The sequence below is a fragment of the Limnothrix sp. FACHB-1083 genome (genome assembly GCF_014696485.1).
Classification (GTDB): Bacteria; Cyanobacteriota; Cyanobacteriia; order CACIAM-69d; family CACIAM-69d; genus CACIAM-69d.
On sequence record NZ_JACJQD010000001.1, the window covers coordinates 18678 to 39073 of the forward strand.

A 20396-nucleotide genomic window follows, 5' to 3' on the forward strand; every position below is an offset into this window, starting at 1 on the left:
TCGCTCCGGCAGCACATTCAGCGGCCCCATCGGCTCCCTATAGCCCCGTCAGGTTGACCTGAACCGATCGCGCCACTCGATTTGCCTTGGCCCGGGCCTGGTCGATCGAGTCAGCCCGCGCCAGGGCCACCCCCATCCGCCGATATTGACGGGTGCTGGGTTTGCCAAACAACCGCACATCCGTGCCCGGCTCCATCAGGGCTTCCGCCAACCCGTCATAGACCACCGACTCTGCGGGATCTGACTGGCGATTGGCCAAAATGGCAGCACTCGCAGCCGGTTCGTAAACCGTAATTTCTGGGATGGGCAACCCCAAAATGGCCCGCAGGTGCAACTCAAACTCGTTCAGGTTTTGGGAGATGAGAGTGACCATGCCCGTGTCGTGGGGGCGGGGCGACAGCTCAGAAAAAATGGCAGCGTCAGGCGTGATGAAAAATTCCACCCCAAAAATGCCCGCGCCGCCTAGGGCCTCCGTCACCCGTTGGGCGATCGATTGGGCCTGTTTCAACAGCTCCGGAGCGATCGGGGCCGGTTGCCAGGATTCTTGATAGTCACCGCGTTCTTGACGATGGCCGATCGGGGGGCAAAACAACGTTGGCCCCGCCCACTGCCGAATCGTCAGCAGCGTGATCTCCAGCTCAAAGTGAATAAATTCCTCAACAATCACCTTGGCTTGGTCACCGCGCCCCTGTTCGGTGGCGTATTGCCAAGCGGTGGTTAGCTCCTCGGGCGATCGCACCACGGATTGGCCCTTGCCCGACGAAGACATCACCGGCTTCACCACATTCGGAAAGCCAATCTCTGCCGCCACGGCCTGCAATTCCGCCAAGGTGGCCGCATAGCCATAGCGAGCCGTGCGCACCCCCAACTCGCCCGCCGCCAAGTCCCGGATTCGATCGCGGTTCATGGTGTAGTGGGTGGCGGCGGCCGTCGGAATGACGGTGATTCCGCGTGCTTCAAATTCCGCGAGCTTTTCGGTGCGAATTGCTTCAATTTCCGGAACGATGAAATCTGGGCGATGCTTCGTCACGATCGACTCCAGCGCATCCCCATCCAACATTGAGATGACCTCTGCCTCGTCGGCCACCTGCATCGCGGGCGCATTGGCATAGCGATCAACCGCAATCACCTGGTTGCCCAGACGCTTGGCCGCGATCGCAAACTCTTTGCCTAACTCGCCGGAGCCAAGCAGCAAAAAGGTTTTAGGCAAAGTAGAACCGGTGACGGACATGAACTTTCAACACACCATAGCTGAACGATCATCAACGCCGCAGCCCCAGACCAGAGGCCACGTTTTCCCTGAACATTTTTGCCTGAACGCTTTCCTGGATGCAGTCAACGCCACTGAACTGGATTCGGCTCTTTCTGGAGGCGGCACTGATTCCAGCGCAACCACCCGATCAAGCACCCATCCCAGTCCCGATCGCCATCCCGATCGCCCCTTAGAAATCGCTCAGGCAACCCAGGGCCAAAGCCCGTTCAGATAACCTTCCTATTATCACGCGGTGGGGGCGATTTCCACAGAGAGCGGGCGACGCAGCGGTTGGTATCTAGCCGAAACAAATCGATCAATCCCCGCCAAATCCCGATGGGCCGTAATCTCCTGATAAGACCCCTTGGCCCACAACAGTTCCATCACCGTCGGAGCCTGCCCAGCCATCACCTCCACCAACCAAACGCCACCCGGTCGGAGATAGGCCGGAGCTGTCTTCACCAAATGGCGCAAGCAATCGAGGCCATCGGATCCCCCATCGAGCGCCCCATGGGGTTCATGGTCAGCAACTTCCGGCTGCAACGCAGGCACTTCCGCACTCGGGATATAGGGCGGATTGGAAACCATCCCCGCCAGGTGGCCCGCCAGATCTGTCAGGGGTTCAAACCAGTTCCCCAACGCGAGGTGAATTCGGTGATCCAGCCCTGTGTGCATGGCGTTGAGATGGGCAATTTCCAGCGCCGCTGTCGATCGATCCACCGCCCAAATCGTTGCCTCCGGCATGGCTTCCGCCAGCGCCAGGGCGATCGCCCCGCTCCCCGTTCCCAAATCCGCCCAAACCCCCCGCCGCAAGAGGGCATTCGTCGCCGTCAGCTCCCAAGCCAAGTCCACAATTAACTCCGTCTCGGGCCGAGGAATCAGCACCCCGGGAGACACCTGCAGCCGAAAATTGCGCCAGCCCACCACCCCAGCCAGGTACTGCACCGGTACGCGATCGATCAATCGCCGTTGCCACAATTGATCCAGGCGTTCTAGGTCGATTCCCGAAGGCAAATCGCCCACCTGGAGCCGCAGCCGCAGCCGATCGACCCCGGCCCATTCAACCAAGAGCCAATCCAGTTCCCCAATGGGCACTTGCTGCTCCGATGCTTGGCGGCGCGCTTGCGCATACCAAGTCCAAAAATCCGCTGTCATGGATCACACCGCTCCGCAATTGCCACAAAGCCCCGAGTGAACAGTGCCCCGCTGCGATCGCTTTGTACCGCTTCATGGCCCTTCTCGCAATGACCGGGCCACAAATTGTGCCCATGGAACCCACCCAAAAATCAACGGCAACCATCGGCCCGAGCACCCACTCAGGCGATCGGCAATCCATTTCAGGGATGATTTCGGCTAAAACACACCCGCTAAGGCCGAAACGCAGCGATCGCCCCCCAGAGTGTCTCAGGTGCGGGGGGAATTTTTGAATTTCAACACTATTCCCAGATCTTTATCCTCAGATCTTTTGATTTTTGCAAGGAATTTCATATCATGGCAAAGTCAGAGATCTGGCAAGTGCAATGCCCAATCCTTAGTTATTATCAGCGAGTGCTGTTAGCCCAAATTCCTTACCGTCACCATCAATTAATAGCTGTTAATAGCTTTCATATGATTCAAGCTTTAAGTTTTTTTTCAGGGTGTATGGGCCTCGATTTAGGTCTCGAAAAAGCGGGTATTGAAGTGTTACTCGCATCAGAGATTGATCCAGCCGCTCGACAAACTATTCAACTGAACCGTCCCCACCTACCCCTATTGGGCGACGTGAGAGATTACACAGCCCCCGAAATTCGATCCCTAGCCAAGCTAAAAGCCAATCAGGATCTTGATTTAGTCGTTGGTGGGCCACCTTGCCAAGCTTTCAGCAGTGCTGGCAAACGGCAGAGCTTTAATGATGATCGCGGCAATGTTTTTTTATTATTTATTGATTTGGTGATTGAATTAAATCCTCGTTTTTTCGTCCTAGAAAACGTCCGAGGATTGCTATCAGCAACTCTCCAGCACCGCCCCATGCACCTGCGTGGCAAACATGCACCACCTCTGAATCCAGAGGAAAAACGCGGTAGTGCCCTAGTGCATATCATTCAAAAAATTAAATCTGCTGGCTATAGTGTTTCATTCAATCTATACAATGCTGCTAATTTTGGCTCTCCTCAACAACGAGAGCGGGTGGTAATTGCTTGCAGTCGTGATGGGCAGAAATTGCCCTATTTAACACCAACCCATTCTGAAACAGGGCTTTATAATTTGCCGCGCTGGCGCACGCTACAGGATGCCTTAGCGGGCTTACCCACCGAAGGTCATGAATTTGTGAAATTCCCTGAAAAGCGCTTGAAATATTATCGCCTGTTAAAAGCCGGACAATATTGGCGAGATTTACCACCAGAATTACACGCGGAGGCCCTTGGCGGTTCCTATCAAGCAGTGGGCGGAAAAACAGGTTTTTATCGCCGTCTGGCCTGGGATAAACCATCACCCACGATCGTGACTCATCCAGCGATGCCAGCTACCGATTTAGCGCATCCTGAGGAAGATCGTCCCTTAAGTGTTCAAGAGTATAAACGCTTACAGGAATTCCCAGATGATTGGACAATTGCCGGTGGATTGCTCGATCGCTATCGCCAAATTGGTAATGCGGTTCCCTGTTCGCTAGGGAAGGCGATCGGTCAAATGTTGCTGGACTATCTCGATGGTCAAACAGAAACCAAATATCCTGACTTTCCCTACTCTCGTTACTCTAAAACCGATGACGTGAGCTGGTGGGCCGACGTGGTTGGCAACTCAGAACAGCCTGAACATGATCATGACAAATCACAGCAGCTTTGCTTAGATATCTTTTGATCTATTGCTCACTTTGAAAAGCGAGATAAGCCACTTCAATATTCAAAATCATGGTTTTTACGCTGTCTTCAACTAGACCATACTCAATCCCAATCTTTGACCAAAACTCCTGACCGCAAGCCCGAGGAATTGTGGGACTAGAAAAGTTCCAAGTCCCTAAACAGAATGCAGCAGCAAATAAGGAAAATTCATGAATAGCTAACTCTTCCTGAGATCTGGGCTTTTGGCTACCGGTTAATGTGCCAGGTGTCGTTTTGAGTTGTGTGAAGATCGGGTTGGTGTGGCCCACCTCAAAAATAATGATGTCTATTCCTGTGATTTTGATCCCAAAGTCTTTTTCTGGGCTGATGGCATAAGGACTGATTTTAGCCAAATCTTCCCATAGTTGACCCATTTTGGTGCTTAAACTGCGAGAAATTGCATTACTAGCAGTAAAGAGTGTTGCACCACAGAGTTCATAGAGATTTCTGGGGTTTTCAGCGGCTTGGCGAGGCGATCGCACTAGGGACGGGATTGAGTCGATAAATTGCTGGGCAAATGCATGACATTTTTGGGCGATCGCCTCTGATTGGTTTTGGCGATCGAGTACAGAGTTGCCTTGCTGATCGGCTGTAATTTGTTCGCGGCAATAGTCCAGCAATAGCGGCTTGATGGCAGTTGCTCGCTGATAGGCCGTTTGCAAACTCGGCTTGATTTGTAGAGGAACTGTTATTGACTTGGTATAGGCATCAATTAACGCTGCCCGATCGCCCAAGGAGAGTAATCGCAAGTCATCTATTTTCAAATCATTCATAAAGTCCGGCCGAGATGATTAGCAGAGCAGAATCATTCAGCATATTCCAGGGAGGGGCGCACATCGGTGCGCCCGCAATTTCGCCAGCTTTAAAAAGTGCCCGCCAAGGCCGAAACGCAGCGATCGCAGGCCAAGGGATGTGCCTCAATCGTGCCGACCGAGGGCGAATAGTTCCAGCAGCGATCGCACTTGTGACCCTCGGCATCCACCACGCCCACGCCCAGCGGTTCCGATTCAAAACTGTATTTCAAGCCCTGGAGCCGATCGACTCCATCCAGCAATTCCACCTGGGAGGTGATGAACAAATAGCGCAATTCATCGACCCCGTTGGTGTCATCGCCCAGGGAAGAAGCCGGGTTGAATTTTGACAGTTGATCGCGCAGGGAATCATCGGCCACATAGAGCAGCAACTTGGCTTCCAGGCTCGCCCCGATCGCCCCGTCCTTGCGGGCCGCTTCCAAGACCTTGTTGGTTTCCATGCGGATTTGGCGCAGATTCTGCCACTTTTCTGCAAGGGCGGGTTGCGACCAGGCGGGATCGATCGCCGTCCAACCGGCCTGGAATACCGATTGATGGGATTTGGCGTAGGGAATCGCTTGCCAGATGTCTTCGGCCATGTGGCAGAGCACCGGGGCGATCGCCTTGGCCAGGTTTTCCAGGGCGATCGCCAAGACCGTTTGGCAACTGCGGCGACGGAAGGCGGCCGGAGCACTGATGTAGAGCCGATCTTTGGCGATATCCAGATAGAAATTCGACAGATCGACCACGCAGAAATTCTGCACCGTTTGGAAGAACTTGAAGAATTGGAAACTGTCGAAGGCTTCCGTAATTTCGCCAAACACTTCCGAGATTCGATGCAGCAAATAGCGATCGAGTTCCGGCAGTTGATCGTAGGGAACCGCATCCGTTGCCGGGTCGAAATCGTGCAGATTACCTAACAGGAACCGCGCCGTATTCCGAATCTTGCGGTACACATCGGCCATCTGTTTCAGGATCGTTTTTCCGATCGGCACATCGGAGGAATAGTCCACCGACGACACCCACAACCGCAGCACATCCGCGCCGTAGGGCGGGTTTTGTTTTTGGTCTTTGCCGCCGTTGATGATTTCCAGCGGGTCGATGATGTTGCCCAGGGATTTGCTCATTTTGCGGCCCTGTTCATCGAGCGTAAACCCGTGGGTCAACACGGTTTTATAGGGCGCATGGCCGGAGTTGGCGACGCTGGTGAGCAGGCTTGATTGGAACCAACCCCGGTGTTGGTCGGAGCCTTCCAGGTAGAGATCGACCGGGTAGCCCAGGCCGCGCTGTTTGGCCACCGCCGCCCAGGAGGAGCCGGAGTCGAACCACACATCCATCGTGTCCGTGCCCTTGGTGTAGGTGCGGCCGTTGCTGCGGTAGGGTTCCGGCAGCAGTTCCGCTACGGACAGTTCCCACCAGGCATCGGAGCCGCGCTGGGCGAAAATGTCGCGCACATGGGCGATCGTCTCGGCGTTCATCAGCACCTCGCCGGTTTCCGCGTCGAAGAACGCCGGAATCGGCACGCCCCAACTGCGCTGGCGGGAAATGCACCAGTCCGATCGCTCGCCCACCATCGACTCGATCCGGTTTTGGCCCGTGACCGGAATCCAACGCACCTCCCCGATCGCCGCCATGGCCGCCTCCCGGAAGCCATCCACCGAGGCAAACCACTGCTCCGTGGCCCGGAAGATCGTCGGCTTCTTCGTCCGCCAATCGTAGGGATATTTGTGAGCGTAGGGTTCCCGCTTCAGCAGCGATCCCGCCTCGGTCAGGGCGGCGATTACCGCGTCGTTGGCATCCTTCAGCACGTTCAACCCGGCGAAGGGGCCCGCTTCCTCGGTGAAATTCCCCCGATCGTCCACGGGCGACAGCACGCCCAACCCGTACTTTTGACCGGTAATGAAGTCCTCCTGACCATGGCCGGGAGCCGTATGCACCAGCCCTGTCCCCGATTCCGTGGTGATGTATTCGCCGCCGATCACCACGGGTGAAGTGCGATCGAACAGCGGATGCTTGTACTGGCAATGCTCCAACAGCGCACCCTTGAACGTAGCTCGCACCGTCAGGGCTGCCCCCAAGATGGTCGCCAGCGACTCCGCCAAGTCCTTGGCCACCACCAGATAGCGCGGCAGGCCCGCCAGTTCCCCGGTCGTATCCACCACCGCGTAATCCAAGGCCCCATTCACGGCCACGCCCAAGTTGCCGGGAATCGTCCAAGGGGTCGTGGTCCAAATCGCCACGCCCAAGTCCGCCGCAAACTCGCCCAGCACCGATTGAGCCGCCGCGCTCAGTTCCGTCACCCGAAACGCCGCATAAATCGACTGGGAAATGTGCCCCTCGGGATATTCCAACTCCGCTTCCGCCAAGGCCGTTTGGGAACTGGGACTCCAGTGCACCGGCTTCAGACCGCGATAGATGTAGCCCTTGGTGAACATTTCGCCAAAGACTTCCAGTTGCGCCGCCTCGTATTCTGGCTTCAGGGTTAGGTAGGGATTGTCCCAGTCGCCCCACACGCCCAGGCGCATGAATTGGGCTTTTTGGATCTCGACCTGTTCGAGGGCGTAGGCTTTGGCTTTTTGGCGCAGGGCGATCGGGGTGAGGCCGGCGCGTTCGTCTTTGCCCAGGGATTGCAGCACTTTCAGTTCGATCGGCAGGCCGTGGCAGTCCCAACCGGGGATGTAGCGCCCTTTGCGGCCGCGCAGCAGTTGGTAGCGGTTGATGATGTCCTTCAGGGTTTTGTTGAGGGCGTGGCCCATGTGCAGCGACCCGTTGGCGTAGGGTGGGCCGTCGTGCAGGGTGAAGGTTTCGCCGGGGTTGCCTGCTGCCAAGGTTTCGTAAATGTTGGCTTCTGCCCAAAAGGCCTGAATTTCCGGTTCGCGCTTGCTGGCGTTGGCCCGCATGTCGAAGGCGGTCTGGGGCAGGTTAACGGTGTCCTTATATTGGCTTTCGGCCTTGGCAGTTTTGTCGGCAGTCACGGCGGTGTCGCTTGCGTCATCAAAGGGTTGCAGTCCCTAAGATTCTACCGGCTGACGGCCGGGCTGGCGGGGTGGCTGAAATTCAGGATCGGTATAATGGTTTGTGAGGTTTTGTTGGCTGGGCGATCGGGGGTGGGGCGATGGATGCAATCAGCTACTCGGCGCTGCGGGCAAATTTGGCGGGCACGATGGATCGGGTTTGTGACGATCGCGAGCCAAATCATGAGCCACGTTGAGTCTATTAGTTTTCTTCACCTGAACGTACATCAGCACGCTTCGCTTTGCCTGAAAATCCACACTTGGAAATAATAATTAACTAGAAAGATGTTGATTACATTTGACTCTAATGTATGGCAACAAGTAGTTTCACCAGAAAAATCTCCTGAAGATCCGCAATTGAATCTATACAATAAAATCCACTCCCTGATAAGAAGTGGCTCCTTGAAAGGAAGGCTATCAGAAACAATCTTTACTTATGAAGCAATTAAGCGAAAAGACAGACCCTATTTCCTGAGTCAGGTCAAGCTTGGTCTTGAGTTGCTATCAGAAATAGAAGACGAGGAAACAATTACCTTCTCTTTTTTGATATTCTCCGATCCATCAGCTCATATTCGAAATAATGAGTATTTAAGACTTTATCTGGAAGATGCTCGGAATTTGGGATTTGAAATTATGGAATGCCCTCGAATCGGAAAAATTATAAATACAGATGTACCTCCTGATTTATATGCTCAACTAAACTTGACGGTAGATGAAGTATTTTCAAGTATCGTCAATGATTTAGAAGCTCGTGGTCTTGGCAGTTCCTGGGCTAGGGCAATAGGAGAAAAATATAAAGAAGAGAATCAAACATGGCTTAATGGCTTGGGGAATGCACCAGAGTCGGAACGTTCACGGATTATAAAAGCCGTTGCCGAATGGGCTGATGGAGATTCTGTTGCAGCTCATATAGCATTTGGAAATAACTTGTTTTGCACGCTAGATCAGGGAAAAGGTGCTGGTAGTGCATCCATCCTTTCTCCAAAGAACAAGCTCTGGTTGCAATCTAAATATCAAGTTAAATTTGTAACGCCACAAGAGCTTTGCAAATTGATGAGCTAGTAGGTTGGGTTGAGCCTTGTGAAACCCAACGCAACAATGCGAACCTCGCTGATGTTGGGTTTCGTGCCTCAACCCAACCTACACAGCTAAAGTCTTTCCACCAGACTTTCAATTACCTCCAAGCAACATTTTCGTTGGTCATCAGAAACGTGTATATCTTTTGCGCTGTAAACAGTGTACCGACGACAGTTTTGCATTTTACTTAAGGGAAGTCCTTGATTTGCAGAAACAACACCAGCACTATTAAAGTCTCGCAGCTCAATACTGTAAGTTTTCTCGAAGGCCTCATGACTTTTGAGAACATCTTCATGATTCAGAAATCTATTTGGATTTTCTGAAAATTCTTGAAACATGTGACGAACAGCTTCCTGGGATACAGCTTTGAATGCACGAGCAGCACCCGATCTTTGCGTAAATCTATTACCAACAAGAACAGCAATCTTGGGTCGGGTCAATCCATATTGGTCAACCTTGGATGCAAAAGTATACTTTCCATAAACGGGATGCTTCTTCTTACTCCCCCAAATCAAGCTAAAAAGTCCTGTGATTGCGTAAATTGAAGAGTCATCAGCATTGATAGGAACGATTAGCCTCTCGCCCCCTAGAATCGCCATCTGCGTATATATTGCAAAGCTAGGATTTGTGTCGATGAAAAATGTAGTCTTTCTATTAAAGAGAGGCTTCTGCGTTAGTTTTTTAATGATGGTATGCACCTCAATCCAAGGAGAGTCGTTACTAGATAAAGGCTCAATATTGGCACGCGTAGATAGCAGCGGAGCAATAAGCTCAAGGTTGCCATCCCCTGTCAGTAGGAACAAATTCTCGGAGATTTGATCATTTTCTGAATTTACATTAGATAGATAATTTTCTAAATTGATAGAATCTGATTTTATAAGAGTATCAGTGATGTAGCCAACAATTGTTTTAGGTGCTTCTAGTCCCATAAGGCTTTGCAATCTTGATTCTGCTTTTCGGCCTCCTCCTAAAAGCATCATCGATGAGTTTGCTTGAGGGCACATGTCTATAACTACAACGTTACGATCAGGATTCTTTTCAGCATATGTTGAAGCAATGTGAAAGGTAATCGTGCTTTTGCCAACTCCACCCTTGTTATTCCAGATGACGTAGCTTTTATTTTGTGATTGCATGAAATTTCACTCAAAAACTGCCATAATTATAACATTGTCAACTCTTAGGTGTCAAAATTCGACTGCTAATTTTTAGACGAGTTACCCACCTTATAACTGTTGTATATCGTTTCCAGGCTTTGCGTGGGAATGTGAGATGGACGCTCTGCGTCCCTTCGAGACCGTGGATAGATAATGAGACGCAGAGCGTCTGGGATGCATTCCCACGCAGAGCGCGGGAACGATGCGAACGATGCGAATCAACGTTGCTTCGGCTGAATATCACGCGATCAGGAAGTTTACCCGTCGGTAGATTTCAGCTAAGGGAATCGAGAGTTGCAGATTGCTTAACCAGAGAGCCGCATCGATTTCCCCGTAGCTGGTGAACGTCCAAGCCACCGCATCAGTTTTGCAATAGTGCTCGATGTAGGGTTCCTCAGCACTAATCAACAAGTAATCTTGGAAGCTGGGGAGCGATCGATATTTGCGGAATTTTTCGCCCCGATCGTACCGCTCCGTTGAAGGCGACAACACTTCCACAATCAAACTAGGATTCAGAATTTCATCATTGCGATCGCCGTGAAATTCTGGCTCCCCCCGTACCACCATCCCATCCGTATAAGTGCAGCAGCGATAGTCAGGAATCCAAACCCGCAAATCGCTGTTATACACCTGCCAATCCGTATCCCGCAGCGCAAAATGCAGAAACGCCACCAGGTTCACCGCGATTTTGCTATGGGCCTCTGATCCGCCCGCGATCGCCACTCGAATTCCATCGTGATATTCATGCCGTTGCTCGGCGATCGCTTCCTGTTGCCAATAATCAGCCAACGACAGGCGATCGGCCTGCGATGGTGGAAGGCTCGGAGCGGATGGGGTTGACGCAACCATAGCGAAACCCGAGGGAAACGGGAACTTTAGGTTAATGCTTAGTTTAGCAAGGCGATCGAGAGGCTGCCGGTCGGCATTATTGATTGCCGAGATTGCGCAGAATTTGAGTTGCGATCGCCAATTCCTCCAGGGAAGTTAGGGGCGAAAAAAGTCGCGAAAGATCGTAACAACGACGCGGTTGCTGTTGCAATTTCACGAAAAACATTTCATCCCCATTGGTGACAAAACCAAAGCTGGGGCGATCGGGATCAGGATTCGCTGCCAAATAAGCCAATGACTGGGGCAAAGCTGTCCACACCGAAAGAGCCGTTTTTTTGGACTCAATCACCACGATCCAAAGACGATCGCGCAAGACCAACACATCCAAACGACCTTGCAGGATTTCATCCCCATCCCCGATCGCCAATTCCACCGAGGGTTCCGCACAAATTTGAAACGGTGGATCGTAAAAACCCGCGATCGCCAACAGGGGCGAAGTGAGCAACAAATTCACCGTTCCTTCCAAAAGTTGCCCAGCCGATCGCTGATAGAGATATCGTCGTCGCAATTGCGCCAAGGCCGCGCGATCGCTCTCCGACAGTGGCGGTAAACGATCGCGCCATTCCGTGAAGAAATCGCCGCCCTCTTCCCAACGCGCCAACGCCAGGGTTTGTTCTGCAACCGCCAGACTTGTGATGGCATCAGTAACCGCGATCGGCATGAAATCAACCGTTAGGAATTGTTAGTGTGGCAGCATCGTTCTGGTAACCAAAGCCGATCGCCCAGATTTGGTTGAGTTTCACGAGCGATCGCCGGATGAATTGTCCCAATGACTAACCGTTAGGAGTTGACCGGGAGCAAACTAGCATCCCAAAACAGCCTGAATTTTTTGCTTCAGCGTCTCGGCATTGAAGGGCTTAACAATGTAGTTGTTAACACCGGCTTCCTTGGCAGCAATCACATTCTCCGTTTTGGATTCTGCCGTCACCATGATGAAAGGTGTGGTGCTTAGCTTGCTGTTAGCTCGCACTTCTTTCAACAGTTGCAGCCCCGTCATTGGCTCCATGTTCCAGTCTGCAATAATCAGCCCAAACTTGCTCTCTCGCAGCTTCTGAAGGGCGCTAACACCATCACCCGCTTCTTCAATATCGTCATAACCAATCTGCCTCAGCAAATTCCTGATGATTCGGCGCATGGTGGCGTAGTCATCAACGACTAGAACTTTCATCTTCTGTTGCTCCTATGGGTGAAGAGATGGTGAGCCATCAGGTTTATACTTGGGCGAAAAATGCAGCGCTTGGCAAATTTGACCGTGATGGCCGCGACAATGAATGAATCTTAATAGATTGGATTGGTTAATGCGGCTAAAAATATCGAGACTCAAAATTAGTTTATGTTTTTTAATTTTTTGGATATCAATCTTTTAGATTTCAATCTTTTGGCTGGATTGTTTCTGAATTTGCCACTTCCGAATTGGCTAAATTAACTGGTTCAATGCCCTCGGTTTCGATCGCCACAGAGGCGATCGACTGGTTGCCCGATCGCTGATATTTGGCCCAAAGGGGATGGGGCCGGCCGGCCATTGTATCGGAGTCGATCGCGCCGGGGCCCAGGGCCGCCCGCCAAGACCAGGTTTCCGGCAAGGGGTCATAGCCTCCCGGTTGGAAGGGATGGCAGCGCAGGATGCGGGCCAAGGCTAACCAGCCCCCGCGCCCCAGGCCAAATCGCTGAATCGCCCCGATCGCGTAGTGGGAGCAGGTGGGGTAATAGCGGCAGTTGGGGCCCAACAGGGGCGATAACAGGACTTGGTAAAGACGCACCAGCCCGATTGCCAGTCGGCCAGGGAGCGATCGCAACAGGGAAATATGGTTGGTAAAACCTGTTTGGTAAAACCCGTTTGGTAGCTGTTTAGGCTTTTGAGATATCCTCTCAGGCATCTTTTTTAGAAGGCTTGAATCCATTCTTTGATTTCGTATTCTGTCCAAATACCGTTTTCCCAATAGGGATCGGCTTCGATGAGCTGACGAACGATTTCTTCGCTGTCTGCTTCATAGATGCCAAATACTTTGCTGTTGTCTTTGGTGGGGCCTAGGGTGATCAAAATGCCTTCTGCTTTTTGTTTGGCTAAGCCGTCTAGGTGCGCCTGTCGATAGGGGGTGCGTTTTTCGAGAGCATCTTCACAGTAGCTGCCAAACAAAATGTATTTAGCCATGGTTCAAGAGTTGTGATGAATTAGGTTTTTTGGGGCTGCCGATTGCAGGGAAAAGCAAAAGCAAGCATGAAAGCGGTGGCTGAACGTGGCTCCTTTCAGCCACCGCCTTCAGGCAACTTAGGAAGTGGATTTGGGATGCCAAACTCCATGGAATCCGAGGTTAATCGGGTGGGGGAAGGCTAAGCGGGCGATCGGGACATCATCTAGCCGATCGCTCTGCCAGATGCGCAGGTCGCTGCAATCCCGGTTGCCATCATAGACCACGCTCAGGATCCAACCCGATCGCCCGTCGCCGGACGGGTCGGCCACAAACAACGGCTCCGAAGGATAGCACCCCGGTTCTAGGCTGGCATAGGTGATGTGATCGGTTTGGGCATCGTGGCGGGCGATCGTGCCGAATTGTTCCTGTTTGAAAGCGGCGGGGCGATCGAGGTCGGGTCGATGGGCCGAAAAGTAGCTGTAGCGGTTGGGGGAGCCAACTTCGCTGGGGGCCACGGTCGGAAAGTCCGAATGGCGATCGAACAGAATCCGTTGATCCAGCAATTGCCGCCGCTGGAGATCGAACCGCAATTCCACGTATTGGGATGTTGCAAGGGTGTTGATTTTGCCGCTGGCCGCTTCCTTCAGGTGTTGGTTGGTGGCAAAGTTTGGGTAACGCGCCATGGTCAGGCTGACGGAGCGATCGGGATTCTGCCAACCGTTGCCAAAGTGCCACTGAAACCAAGGTTCCGCTTCAATGGTGGCGGCGAGGGTCAGGGTTTCGCGATCAACAAACCAAACTTGCGTGGGCCGATCGCCCTGCCACTTCATCGCGTCACTGAAACATTTGAAGTTCAACAGCGCTGGCAACAGTTCCAAACTCAAGGGCGGAATGCAAAAGATCAGATAGGGCCCCGCCAACACACAATCATGGATTAAGGGCAGGGATTGCAGGGGCAGTTGGCGTTGGGCCAGGAGGCGACCGACGCGATCGAACCGCAGCAAGTTCAGCTTGGGACGGGGGCCCGGCAACACTCCAAAGTTATAGATTTCGCCCGTGGCTGGATCCACCTTGGGGTGAGCAGAGAAGGCCTGACCCGGCTTCAGCACCCCATCCAAGGAATCGGGGCCGATCGTGGTCAAGTTGTCTAAATCCAGCGCATGGGGCCAACCCCCTTCCCACAGGGCCAGGAGCCGATCGCCCAAGGGCAAAACGGAAGTATTGGCCGCATTTTTGAGATCGCGCCCCACCCGTTGCCACCAAGGTTTTGGAGCCAGTTGCCCGTAATTGGCAAACAACCATCGATCGGCCGCTTCTTCCTGCTCGTAGGCCGCCGTTTGCACCATCCGATAGGTGGCTCGGGCCTGGGGTGGGCCTTGGGGTTGATCGGGCGATCGGCCAAAATGCACCGCCAACACCGCCCCATCTCCATCAAACCAATGGCCCGTGGGCTGTCCCGATCGCACTATCCGGCCCGGCCCGTTGCGGTAAAGCGTGCCTTGCAAATTTTCGGGAATTGCCCCAGCGGTCACCGTCAAGGGCGTGAGCGGAAATTCGATCGCCGGTCGCTGCACGGCCGGCAACCATTGAGGATCGCGACTCGTCTGAGCTTGCTCTGTTGCTAAAACCATTAATTTCGCAATCTCCTGACGAATGATGGCCTGTGTTTCGCGGTTCAGCGCGGCCCTACGTCAATCTGGGATGACCTGGGGCGAGCTGACATGAACTGGCATGAATCTGAAGAGTCATCGTCGGCTGTTCCTAGGAGCTGTCATCAAATCCCCGAAACCCTGATTCTTGCGTTGCGAGATCGTGGGGAGCAAGGGGCTTAAGCCCCTTGTTTAGGGTGGTTGAGCTAGGAAAATTAGTCGTTCCAGCTTCATTTGATGACACGCCCTAGGAAGCCGTTGCGCGATCGTTTTCCACTTCCACGGGCGGCACGTTGGGCAATGTGCAGCAATTGACCTGATCTAGGCAAACCTTGCCCCACTGCAACGCCCAACGCACCAAAGCCACCCGATTTTCGGTTCTGGTTTTGGTCAAGATATTACTGATGTGGTTATCAACCGTTCGCTTGCTGATCTCTAACTGCTCCGCAATATCTTGGTTGGTTAAACCAGCAGCCACTAATTCAACAATTTGCAGTTCGCGATCGGACAGGGAGATCCAGTTATCCATGGGACGGTAAGACTTTCCGTTTGTTGAATCCGTATATTTACTTATTTTCCCCCAGTTGCTTGCGGCCTGGGGAAGCGACAACCGGGCCGAGCGCCCCGTTGCTTCAGCAACTCAGATCCCTATGAGTGTACTTGACGATTCTTAACATGCCTATGGGGCACGAGCCGATCGATCCCAGCGGCCCTAAATCCAGCCCCGCAACCAGTAAGCCACCATCCCCACATATTCTTTAATGGCCCGAGTGGTGGCCCGCAAATTATCCGCATCGGGCAAGAAATTCAACGCAATTCCCTCTGGAGAACTGCGCCGCTCACGCTCATCTTGATCACTAAAAAGAAAATCCGTGGGAGCCGCGATCGCCTCAATTCCCAACTTGCGGAAAATGGCGATCGAGCGCGGCATATGCATCGCTGAAGTCACCAACAACACCCGCCGCAACCGTTCCCGCTCCAAAATCTTCTTCACCTCTTCGGCATTTTGGCGCGTGTTCAAGGAGTTGGGATCCTGCAACATGTCCTCGCTCGGAACTCCCATTACTCCCGCCAACTCCGCCATGGCCGCCGACTCCGGCTGACTGCCCCCGCCCCGCCAAGCAATTCGACCGCCGCTAAAAATCAGCTTCGGAGCCTTGCGATCGCGATAGAGCTTCACCGCATAGAGGGTGCGATCGCCCTCATCAGCCAGATCAATCCAAGGGCGAGGTGGCTCCGTGGACTTAATGCCCCCACCCAAAACCACAATCGCATCGGCCCGGGGCAGGTCACCGGAGCCGCCCGTTTGTTGCTGAAGCACCAGGGCCCGCGACTCCAGCGATCGGGTCAGGGCCACCGCCACCCACCCATTCGCCGCCGTCCACAAAATCACCAGCGCCAAGGCCACCGCCCAAGCCGCCCAACGCCCGCGCCGCATTGACAACAACACCAACGCCGCCACCATCAGAGCGCAACTTAGCCCCAGGGGATAAAAAAACAGTGGCAACAACTTCGATAAAAACAAAAACATGGGCGGCGATGGCAAGGGCAAAACAAGGACGACAGCATAGTTCATCATTCATAATTCGCCTTTGCTTGTCAATTGCCATTTCAGTTCCCAAGCCAGCATAAGACAATGAAATCGATGAGTAATTTTTAAAGGTTTGGCACAAAGTTTAAAGCAATTCTTAAACAGGAATTCAACACAAAAATTACTGGAGCGAGTTGAATCTTGATTTTGGATTGATTTTCGGCAAAACTTAAGATTCAGATTAGATTTTCGGTTATCTATCATCAAAATTGTCAAAAATATTTAGGAAATCATTAATTAATTCAGCAAAAACCATTAAACATCAATCAGTTCATGATCGTATGGATCAAAGCACTTAATACGGGCTTAACCATTCATTGAATAGAAATTAAATGAAAACCAAGCCAGTCAACTCAGTAAAATTCAAGCTATAATTATTGCCGATTATTTTCGGCCAATCGCTTTTGATTGGTTTTAATCACGCTCAGAGTAATTAAGATTACCCTTTTAATTGGTTTTCAGAATTAGTCTGCTGAATTGGCTCAATGAATTGAAATGGGATCCTATGCAAACATCGATGACCTTGCCGGAACCGATAACCTTTGAAGCGGCGATCGAGCTAACGCAAGAATGGCTCGATCGCTGGGCTACTGGATCCTGGGCAACAACAGAATTCGCAACGGCGGCAGCTCAGTTAGTGGCCAATGTGGCTGGGGCCCGTGGATTTTTTGTGGTCTATTTGACCGATGAGCGATCGATTGTGGATCCTGCGCCGGAAGCCCTTGTGGTTACCCTTGCTCAATCGCCAGACCAAGTGTTGGAACTTTTGGTGAAAAATCTGGCCATGGCGGCGGCCATGGTGGTGATTCACGAGCGAGCGGGCGATGGGGCCATGGCTGACCAATCTCGCCGCACCAGCCGCCGATCGGGCAACCTGCTTCAGCAACTGGATCAGTATTTCGCCGCCCATCCGATCCTCCTGGCAAAAGCCGCCAGCCCTTCCATCACAGAGCTGCTGCACCAACTCCGAACCGCAGCCACCGAGCAAACCGGGCCCTTCGCTGACTTCCTGGAACGGTGGGGCTATGACGATTTGCAACGGCGGGCGATCGTGCGGGCGATCGAACATGTGGGTATGCAACCGGGTCGCTAGGGCAACGGCCAAGCGTTTTCGATCGAAAATCCGGCTAGCCACTCAACCGGCGGGGAAGTTTAGCCCCGATCGTCGCACTTGTCTGGGGGCGATCAATCCCGATCGCTCAAATCCTCAACCCTGCGGGAAAACCCCATTGAGGCAAGGGGCTTCAACCCCTTGTCTTCCCTAAATTTCAAGCGCTATTACCCATACTGATATCAACACTAAAACTGTGAGATTAATTTTTGAATTAATTTTGGGATTAATTTTTGAATTATTGTGCCCGTTGTTACCGGATTTGCCTTGTTTACGCTTGCTTGGGACTTCCGATGCAACTCCGTAAACTCGTTTGTCTTTTGGGTGCTTTTTTTAACTTAACACTTAGACCAATTAGTTTTTATTTTTTAATTGATTATCTAGAATAATCGATCCTCGAAATCCATGACAAGCTCCAAAAAATAATTCGATGGGTAACCGAAAGTTATAAGATGCAAGGCTACCGACGGTAAAACACAGCCTCCACAGTCAAAAATCATTTTGACAATCTCTATCCATACCTTGGTGAATATCTGCGATTCATCAGTCAACTCATTCACAAATCAACCTATTCACAAGTAAAGGCATCACAAGTCAGCTTAAAAAGCAATGGAGATCTCCCTGAAATTTCATCGGGCGATCGCCTGTTTGTGGTTTTTGCTTAACGAAAATTCAAAATCAATGACACAAGAAACGATCGTGACCCAAAGCAAACAACCTTGGGGTAATCGTTGGCTCGCGTGGATTCTAGCCATGCTGGTTGGTGTGGGGGTTGTTCTCCGATTTAGCCATCTCGAAACCAAAGTGTATTGGGGTGATGAAGTATTCACCTCCTTTCGGATTGCGGGCTACACCCTCGCGGAAGTCAACCGGGAACTACTGGATGAGCGCCCCCGCACCGTGGCTGAACTGCAAGCCACCTATCAGCAACCCCATGAGCAGCGATCAATGAATGACACCATTCGATCGCTCGCGGAAGATGACCCCCAACACCCCCCTTTTTTCTATGTATTCGCCAGGATTTGGGAACAAATTTTAGGCAGTGAATTGGGCACGAAACGCGCTTTTGCAGCCCTTTGCAGCCTATTGCTCATCCCAGCATCGGCCGGCATTGCTGTGGAATTATTTGGTAGTCAATTGGCTGGCTGGATTGCGGCGGCCATGGTTTCCCTGTCGCCATTTCACTTACTTTATGCCCAAGAAATGCGGGAGTATGGCCTTTGGGCTGCCATGATTGCTCTCACCGGTTGGCTGCTTTTGCGGGCACTCAGAACGGGTGGCGTTTGGGCTTGGGTTGGGTGGAGTTTATCGCTCACCCTGTTGCTCTATACCCATCTGTTTTCGGTCTTAATTGCTGGGGGATATTGCTTGGTTGCGGCCTATTGGCTCTGGCGATCGAGTCAGTCTGTTCCGGCTGATCAATCTACTCTCACTCGATCATCTTCTGCGGCTAATCAATCCGCAATAACTGAGCAAGTTGCTCCAGCAAATTCCCCCCCAGCGCCCCTGTCCAGGCAATGGCAATTCTTTGGAATCAGTACCCTCAGTGCTGGCATTTTATTTTTGCCTTGGATCATTGCCACTCTCCAAAACCTCAGCACCATTTCCCGCACTAACGGATTTACTGCCCAAGCCGTTCCTTTCAGCACATTGCTTTATAACTGGTGGCTGAATTTGGCCCGACCATTTGCAGATTGGGAGCCAACAGGACAGATTTTGAGCAACCCGATCGCGGCGCAGGGAATTGTCTTGGGTATTGCCATTTTGGTGGCCATTAGTTTTTGGAACTTGGCTTATCGTCAACCGCTATTGAGTCGGTTGTTGTTGTGGGCAATGATGGGATCGCAGGGCTTGGCATTGGTGATTTTAGACCTCAGCCAAGGAGGATTTCGATCAGCCATTATTCGCTACCTTGCACCTTGCTATTTGGGCTTGCAACTGACCATCACGGGTTATTTGTCAACGCTGTTGCTGCCAAATACCATTCCCGATCGCCTTGCTCAGCAAGCTCATCACTCATCCAAATTCTTGTTCATCAAGCAGAACATTGATCAGAACATTCATTACATTCATCGGCGGCTCATTGCCTATAGCCTTTTGGCTATCCTGTTGATCGCGGGCGGCAGTTCTTGCGCCATGATTTTGCCTGCCAATACTTGGTGGAACAAACAAGGGAGCTATGCAATTCCTCCCTTAGCTCAAGTCATTGAGCGCTATGAATCACCTTGGATTGTTGCTTACGACACCATGCCGCGCATGTTCTCCCTCAGCTATCACCTCAATTCTCGGGTCGTGATGCAATTTATACATGCTCAGTCACCTGTAAATGTGCCCCCAAATTATGATCTTCTGTTGTTTCGTAGTTCCCTTGAGGTGCGCGATCGACTGCGGCGTTCTGGCTGGCAGTTCGATCGCCAATTTCAAACCAGCACCATCTATCCCTATCTATCTCCCCTGGACAAACAGGCTCAACTTTGGCTGGATTCGGCGCAGCGCAATTCCCTGCTTCCTTGAACAGGCCTTCGATTGACCCAATCTCGATTGGGCGCAGTCAAACTCGATCAGTCTCAATGAATCTCGATCCATTCCGACTCATCCAGACAAGTCGAAATTCATTGGGATTGATCCAACCCAGCTGCGTCAGGTTAAGGGGGAATTTACCGGATTCGGTCTGTGTCGCCTGTCTAGTTAGTTATCAGGAATTTTGAAGGATAATTAGACTCAAGGGGGTGAATTAGTGCTAGAACAAATTTAGGTTGTTGCAGGAATCTTCCATGCGATCGACCATCGTCTAGCTCGTAATGGAGAAAGCACCAAGTTTGTTCTTCGTCTTTGCCGATTCGGATCACCCTCGAATTTAATTGCTTCGTAATGTATAA

16 protein-coding genes and 1 pseudogene are annotated in these 20396 nt (G+C 52.0%); 4 read left to right on the top strand and 13 right to left on the bottom strand.

Annotation, left to right across the window (positions count from 1 at the left end; all coding sequences use genetic code 11):
* Positions 1-37: 37 nt before the first annotated feature.
* Positions 38-1231: a formate-dependent phosphoribosylglycinamide formyltransferase gene (gene purT, locus H6F46_RS00065; RefSeq protein ID WP_190354698.1), complete on the bottom strand. Its 1194-nt coding sequence runs from the start codon at positions 1229-1231 to the stop codon at positions 38-40.
* 267 nt (positions 1232-1498) lie between these two features.
* Entirely contained in the window at positions 1499-2407 is a 909-nt protein-coding gene (gene prmC, locus H6F46_RS00070) for a peptide chain release factor N(5)-glutamine methyltransferase (RefSeq protein ID WP_099534616.1), read from the bottom strand.
* Between the two features lie 336 nt (positions 2408-2743).
* On the opposite strand from prmC, the gene H6F46_RS00075 reads away from it, so the two are divergent.
* Positions 2744-4090: a DNA cytosine methyltransferase gene (locus tag H6F46_RS00075; RefSeq protein ID WP_190354699.1), complete on the top strand. Its 1347-nt coding sequence runs from the start codon at positions 2744-2746 to the stop codon at positions 4088-4090.
* A gap of 1 nt (position 4091) precedes the next feature.
* Here H6F46_RS00075 and H6F46_RS00080 read toward each other — a convergent pair whose 3' ends face one another.
* Positions 4092-4883 (bottom strand): hypothetical protein, encoded by a 792-nt coding sequence (locus H6F46_RS00080; RefSeq protein WP_190354700.1) that lies wholly within the window; start codon positions 4881-4883, stop codon positions 4092-4094.
* 89 nt (positions 4884-4972) lie between these two features.
* Positions 4973-7801, bottom strand: coding sequence for an isoleucine--tRNA ligase (ileS, locus tag H6F46_RS00085; RefSeq protein ID WP_242027728.1), 2829 nt, complete (start codon positions 7799-7801; stop codon positions 4973-4975).
* Positions 7802-8200: 399 nt separating this feature from the next.
* Here ileS and H6F46_RS00090 point away from each other — a divergent pair, with 399 nt between their 5' ends.
* Positions 8201-8977, top strand: a complete 777-nt coding sequence (locus tag H6F46_RS00090) for a hypothetical protein (RefSeq protein ID WP_190354702.1) — start codon at positions 8201-8203, stop codon at positions 8975-8977.
* A gap of 86 nt (positions 8978-9063) precedes the next feature.
* Here H6F46_RS00090 and H6F46_RS00095 read toward each other — a convergent pair whose 3' ends face one another.
* From H6F46_RS00095 to H6F46_RS00135, 9 genes and pseudogenes are all read right to left on the bottom strand, one after another.
* On the bottom strand, positions 9064-10125 hold the full coding sequence (locus H6F46_RS00095; protein ID WP_190354703.1) for a ParA family protein: 1062 nt from the start codon (positions 10123-10125) through the stop codon (positions 9064-9066).
* Between the two features lie 261 nt (positions 10126-10386).
* Positions 10387-10995, bottom strand: a complete 609-nt coding sequence (locus H6F46_RS00100; RefSeq protein ID WP_190354704.1) for a Uma2 family endonuclease — start codon at positions 10993-10995, stop codon at positions 10387-10389.
* Positions 10996-11071: 76 nt separating this feature from the next.
* A complete protein-coding gene (locus H6F46_RS00105) occupies positions 11072-11695 on the bottom strand; it encodes a type I restriction endonuclease (protein ID WP_190354705.1) in 624 nt (207 codons plus the stop codon).
* A gap of 141 nt (positions 11696-11836) precedes the next feature.
* Positions 11837-12202: a chemotaxis response regulator CheY gene (locus tag H6F46_RS00110; protein WP_190354706.1), complete on the bottom strand. Its 366-nt coding sequence runs from the start codon at positions 12200-12202 to the stop codon at positions 11837-11839.
* A gap of 409 nt (positions 12203-12611) precedes the next feature.
* A pseudogene (yidD, locus tag H6F46_RS19165) lies at positions 12612-12833 on the bottom strand (membrane protein insertion efficiency factor YidD); the annotation flags it as partial.
* Positions 12834-12916: 83 nt separating this feature from the next.
* Positions 12917-13186, bottom strand: coding sequence for a YciI family protein (locus tag H6F46_RS00120; RefSeq protein WP_099534605.1), 270 nt, complete (start codon positions 13184-13186; stop codon positions 12917-12919).
* Between the two features lie 117 nt (positions 13187-13303).
* Positions 13304-14797: a carotenoid oxygenase family protein gene (locus H6F46_RS00125; RefSeq protein ID WP_190354708.1), complete on the bottom strand. Its 1494-nt coding sequence runs from the start codon at positions 14795-14797 to the stop codon at positions 13304-13306.
* Between the two features lie 265 nt (positions 14798-15062).
* On the bottom strand, positions 15063-15344 hold the full coding sequence (locus H6F46_RS00130) for a LuxR C-terminal-related transcriptional regulator (RefSeq protein ID WP_099534603.1): 282 nt from the start codon (positions 15342-15344) through the stop codon (positions 15063-15065).
* 183 nt (positions 15345-15527) lie between these two features.
* A complete protein-coding gene (locus tag H6F46_RS00135) occupies positions 15528-16346 on the bottom strand; it encodes a YdcF family protein (protein WP_190354834.1) in 819 nt (272 codons plus the stop codon).
* Between the two features lie 565 nt (positions 16347-16911).
* On the opposite strand from H6F46_RS00135, the gene H6F46_RS00140 reads away from it, so the two are divergent.
* Together H6F46_RS00140 and H6F46_RS00145 are read left to right on the top strand one after the other, a co-directional pair.
* Positions 16912-17499 carry a hypothetical protein gene (locus H6F46_RS00140; RefSeq protein ID WP_190354709.1) on the top strand — a complete coding sequence of 196 codons (588 nt, stop codon included), beginning with the start codon at positions 16912-16914 and terminating at the stop codon, positions 17497-17499.
* Between the two features lie 771 nt (positions 17500-18270).
* Positions 18271-20031, top strand: coding sequence for a glycosyltransferase family 39 protein (locus H6F46_RS00145; protein ID WP_190354710.1), 1761 nt, complete (start codon positions 18271-18273; stop codon positions 20029-20031).
* The last annotated feature ends 365 nt before the right edge of the window (positions 20032-20396 follow it).

Excerpts from the sequence above, each read along its gene's own strand:
- purT (WP_190354698.1), bottom strand. The coding sequence starts at position 1,231 with ATGTCCGTCACCGGTTCTACTTTGCCTAAAACCTTTTTGCTGCTTGGC.
- prmC (WP_099534616.1), bottom strand. The coding sequence starts at position 2,407 with ATGACAGCGGATTTTTGGACTTGGTATGCGCAAGCGCGCCGCCAAGCA.
- H6F46_RS00075 (WP_190354699.1), top strand. The coding sequence starts at position 2,744 with ATGGCAAAGTCAGAGATCTGGCAAGTGCAATGCCCAATCCTTAGTTAT.
- H6F46_RS00080 (WP_190354700.1), bottom strand. The coding sequence starts at position 4,883 with ATGAATGATTTGAAAATAGATGACTTGCGATTACTCTCCTTGGGCGAT.
- ileS (WP_242027728.1), bottom strand. The coding sequence starts at position 7,801 with ATGCGGGCCAACGCCAGCAAGCGCGAACCGGAAATTCAGGCCTTTTGG.
- H6F46_RS00090 (WP_190354702.1), top strand. The coding sequence starts at position 8,201 with ATGTTGATTACATTTGACTCTAATGTATGGCAACAAGTAGTTTCACCA.
- H6F46_RS00095 (WP_190354703.1), bottom strand. The coding sequence starts at position 10,125 with ATGCAATCACAAAATAAAAGCTACGTCATCTGGAATAACAAGGGTGGA.
- H6F46_RS00100 (WP_190354704.1), bottom strand. The coding sequence starts at position 10,995 with ATGGTTGCGTCAACCCCATCCGCTCCGAGCCTTCCACCATCGCAGGCC.
- H6F46_RS00105 (WP_190354705.1), bottom strand. The coding sequence starts at position 11,695 with ATGCCGATCGCGGTTACTGATGCCATCACAAGTCTGGCGGTTGCAGAA.
- H6F46_RS00110 (WP_190354706.1), bottom strand. The coding sequence starts at position 12,202 with ATGAAAGTTCTAGTCGTTGATGACTACGCCACCATGCGCCGAATCATC.
- H6F46_RS00120 (WP_099534605.1), bottom strand. The coding sequence starts at position 13,186 with ATGGCTAAATACATTTTGTTTGGCAGCTACTGTGAAGATGCTCTCGAA.
- H6F46_RS00125 (WP_190354708.1), bottom strand. The coding sequence starts at position 14,797 with ATGGTTTTAGCAACAGAGCAAGCTCAGACGAGTCGCGATCCTCAATGG.
- H6F46_RS00130 (WP_099534603.1), bottom strand. The coding sequence starts at position 15,344 with ATGGATAACTGGATCTCCCTGTCCGATCGCGAACTGCAAATTGTTGAA.
- H6F46_RS00135 (WP_190354834.1), bottom strand. The coding sequence starts at position 16,346 with ATGTTTTTGTTTTTATCGAAGTTGTTGCCACTGTTTTTTTATCCCCTG.
- H6F46_RS00140 (WP_190354709.1), top strand. The coding sequence starts at position 16,912 with ATGCAAACATCGATGACCTTGCCGGAACCGATAACCTTTGAAGCGGCG.
- H6F46_RS00145 (WP_190354710.1), top strand. The coding sequence starts at position 18,271 with ATGCTGGTTGGTGTGGGGGTTGTTCTCCGATTTAGCCATCTCGAAACC.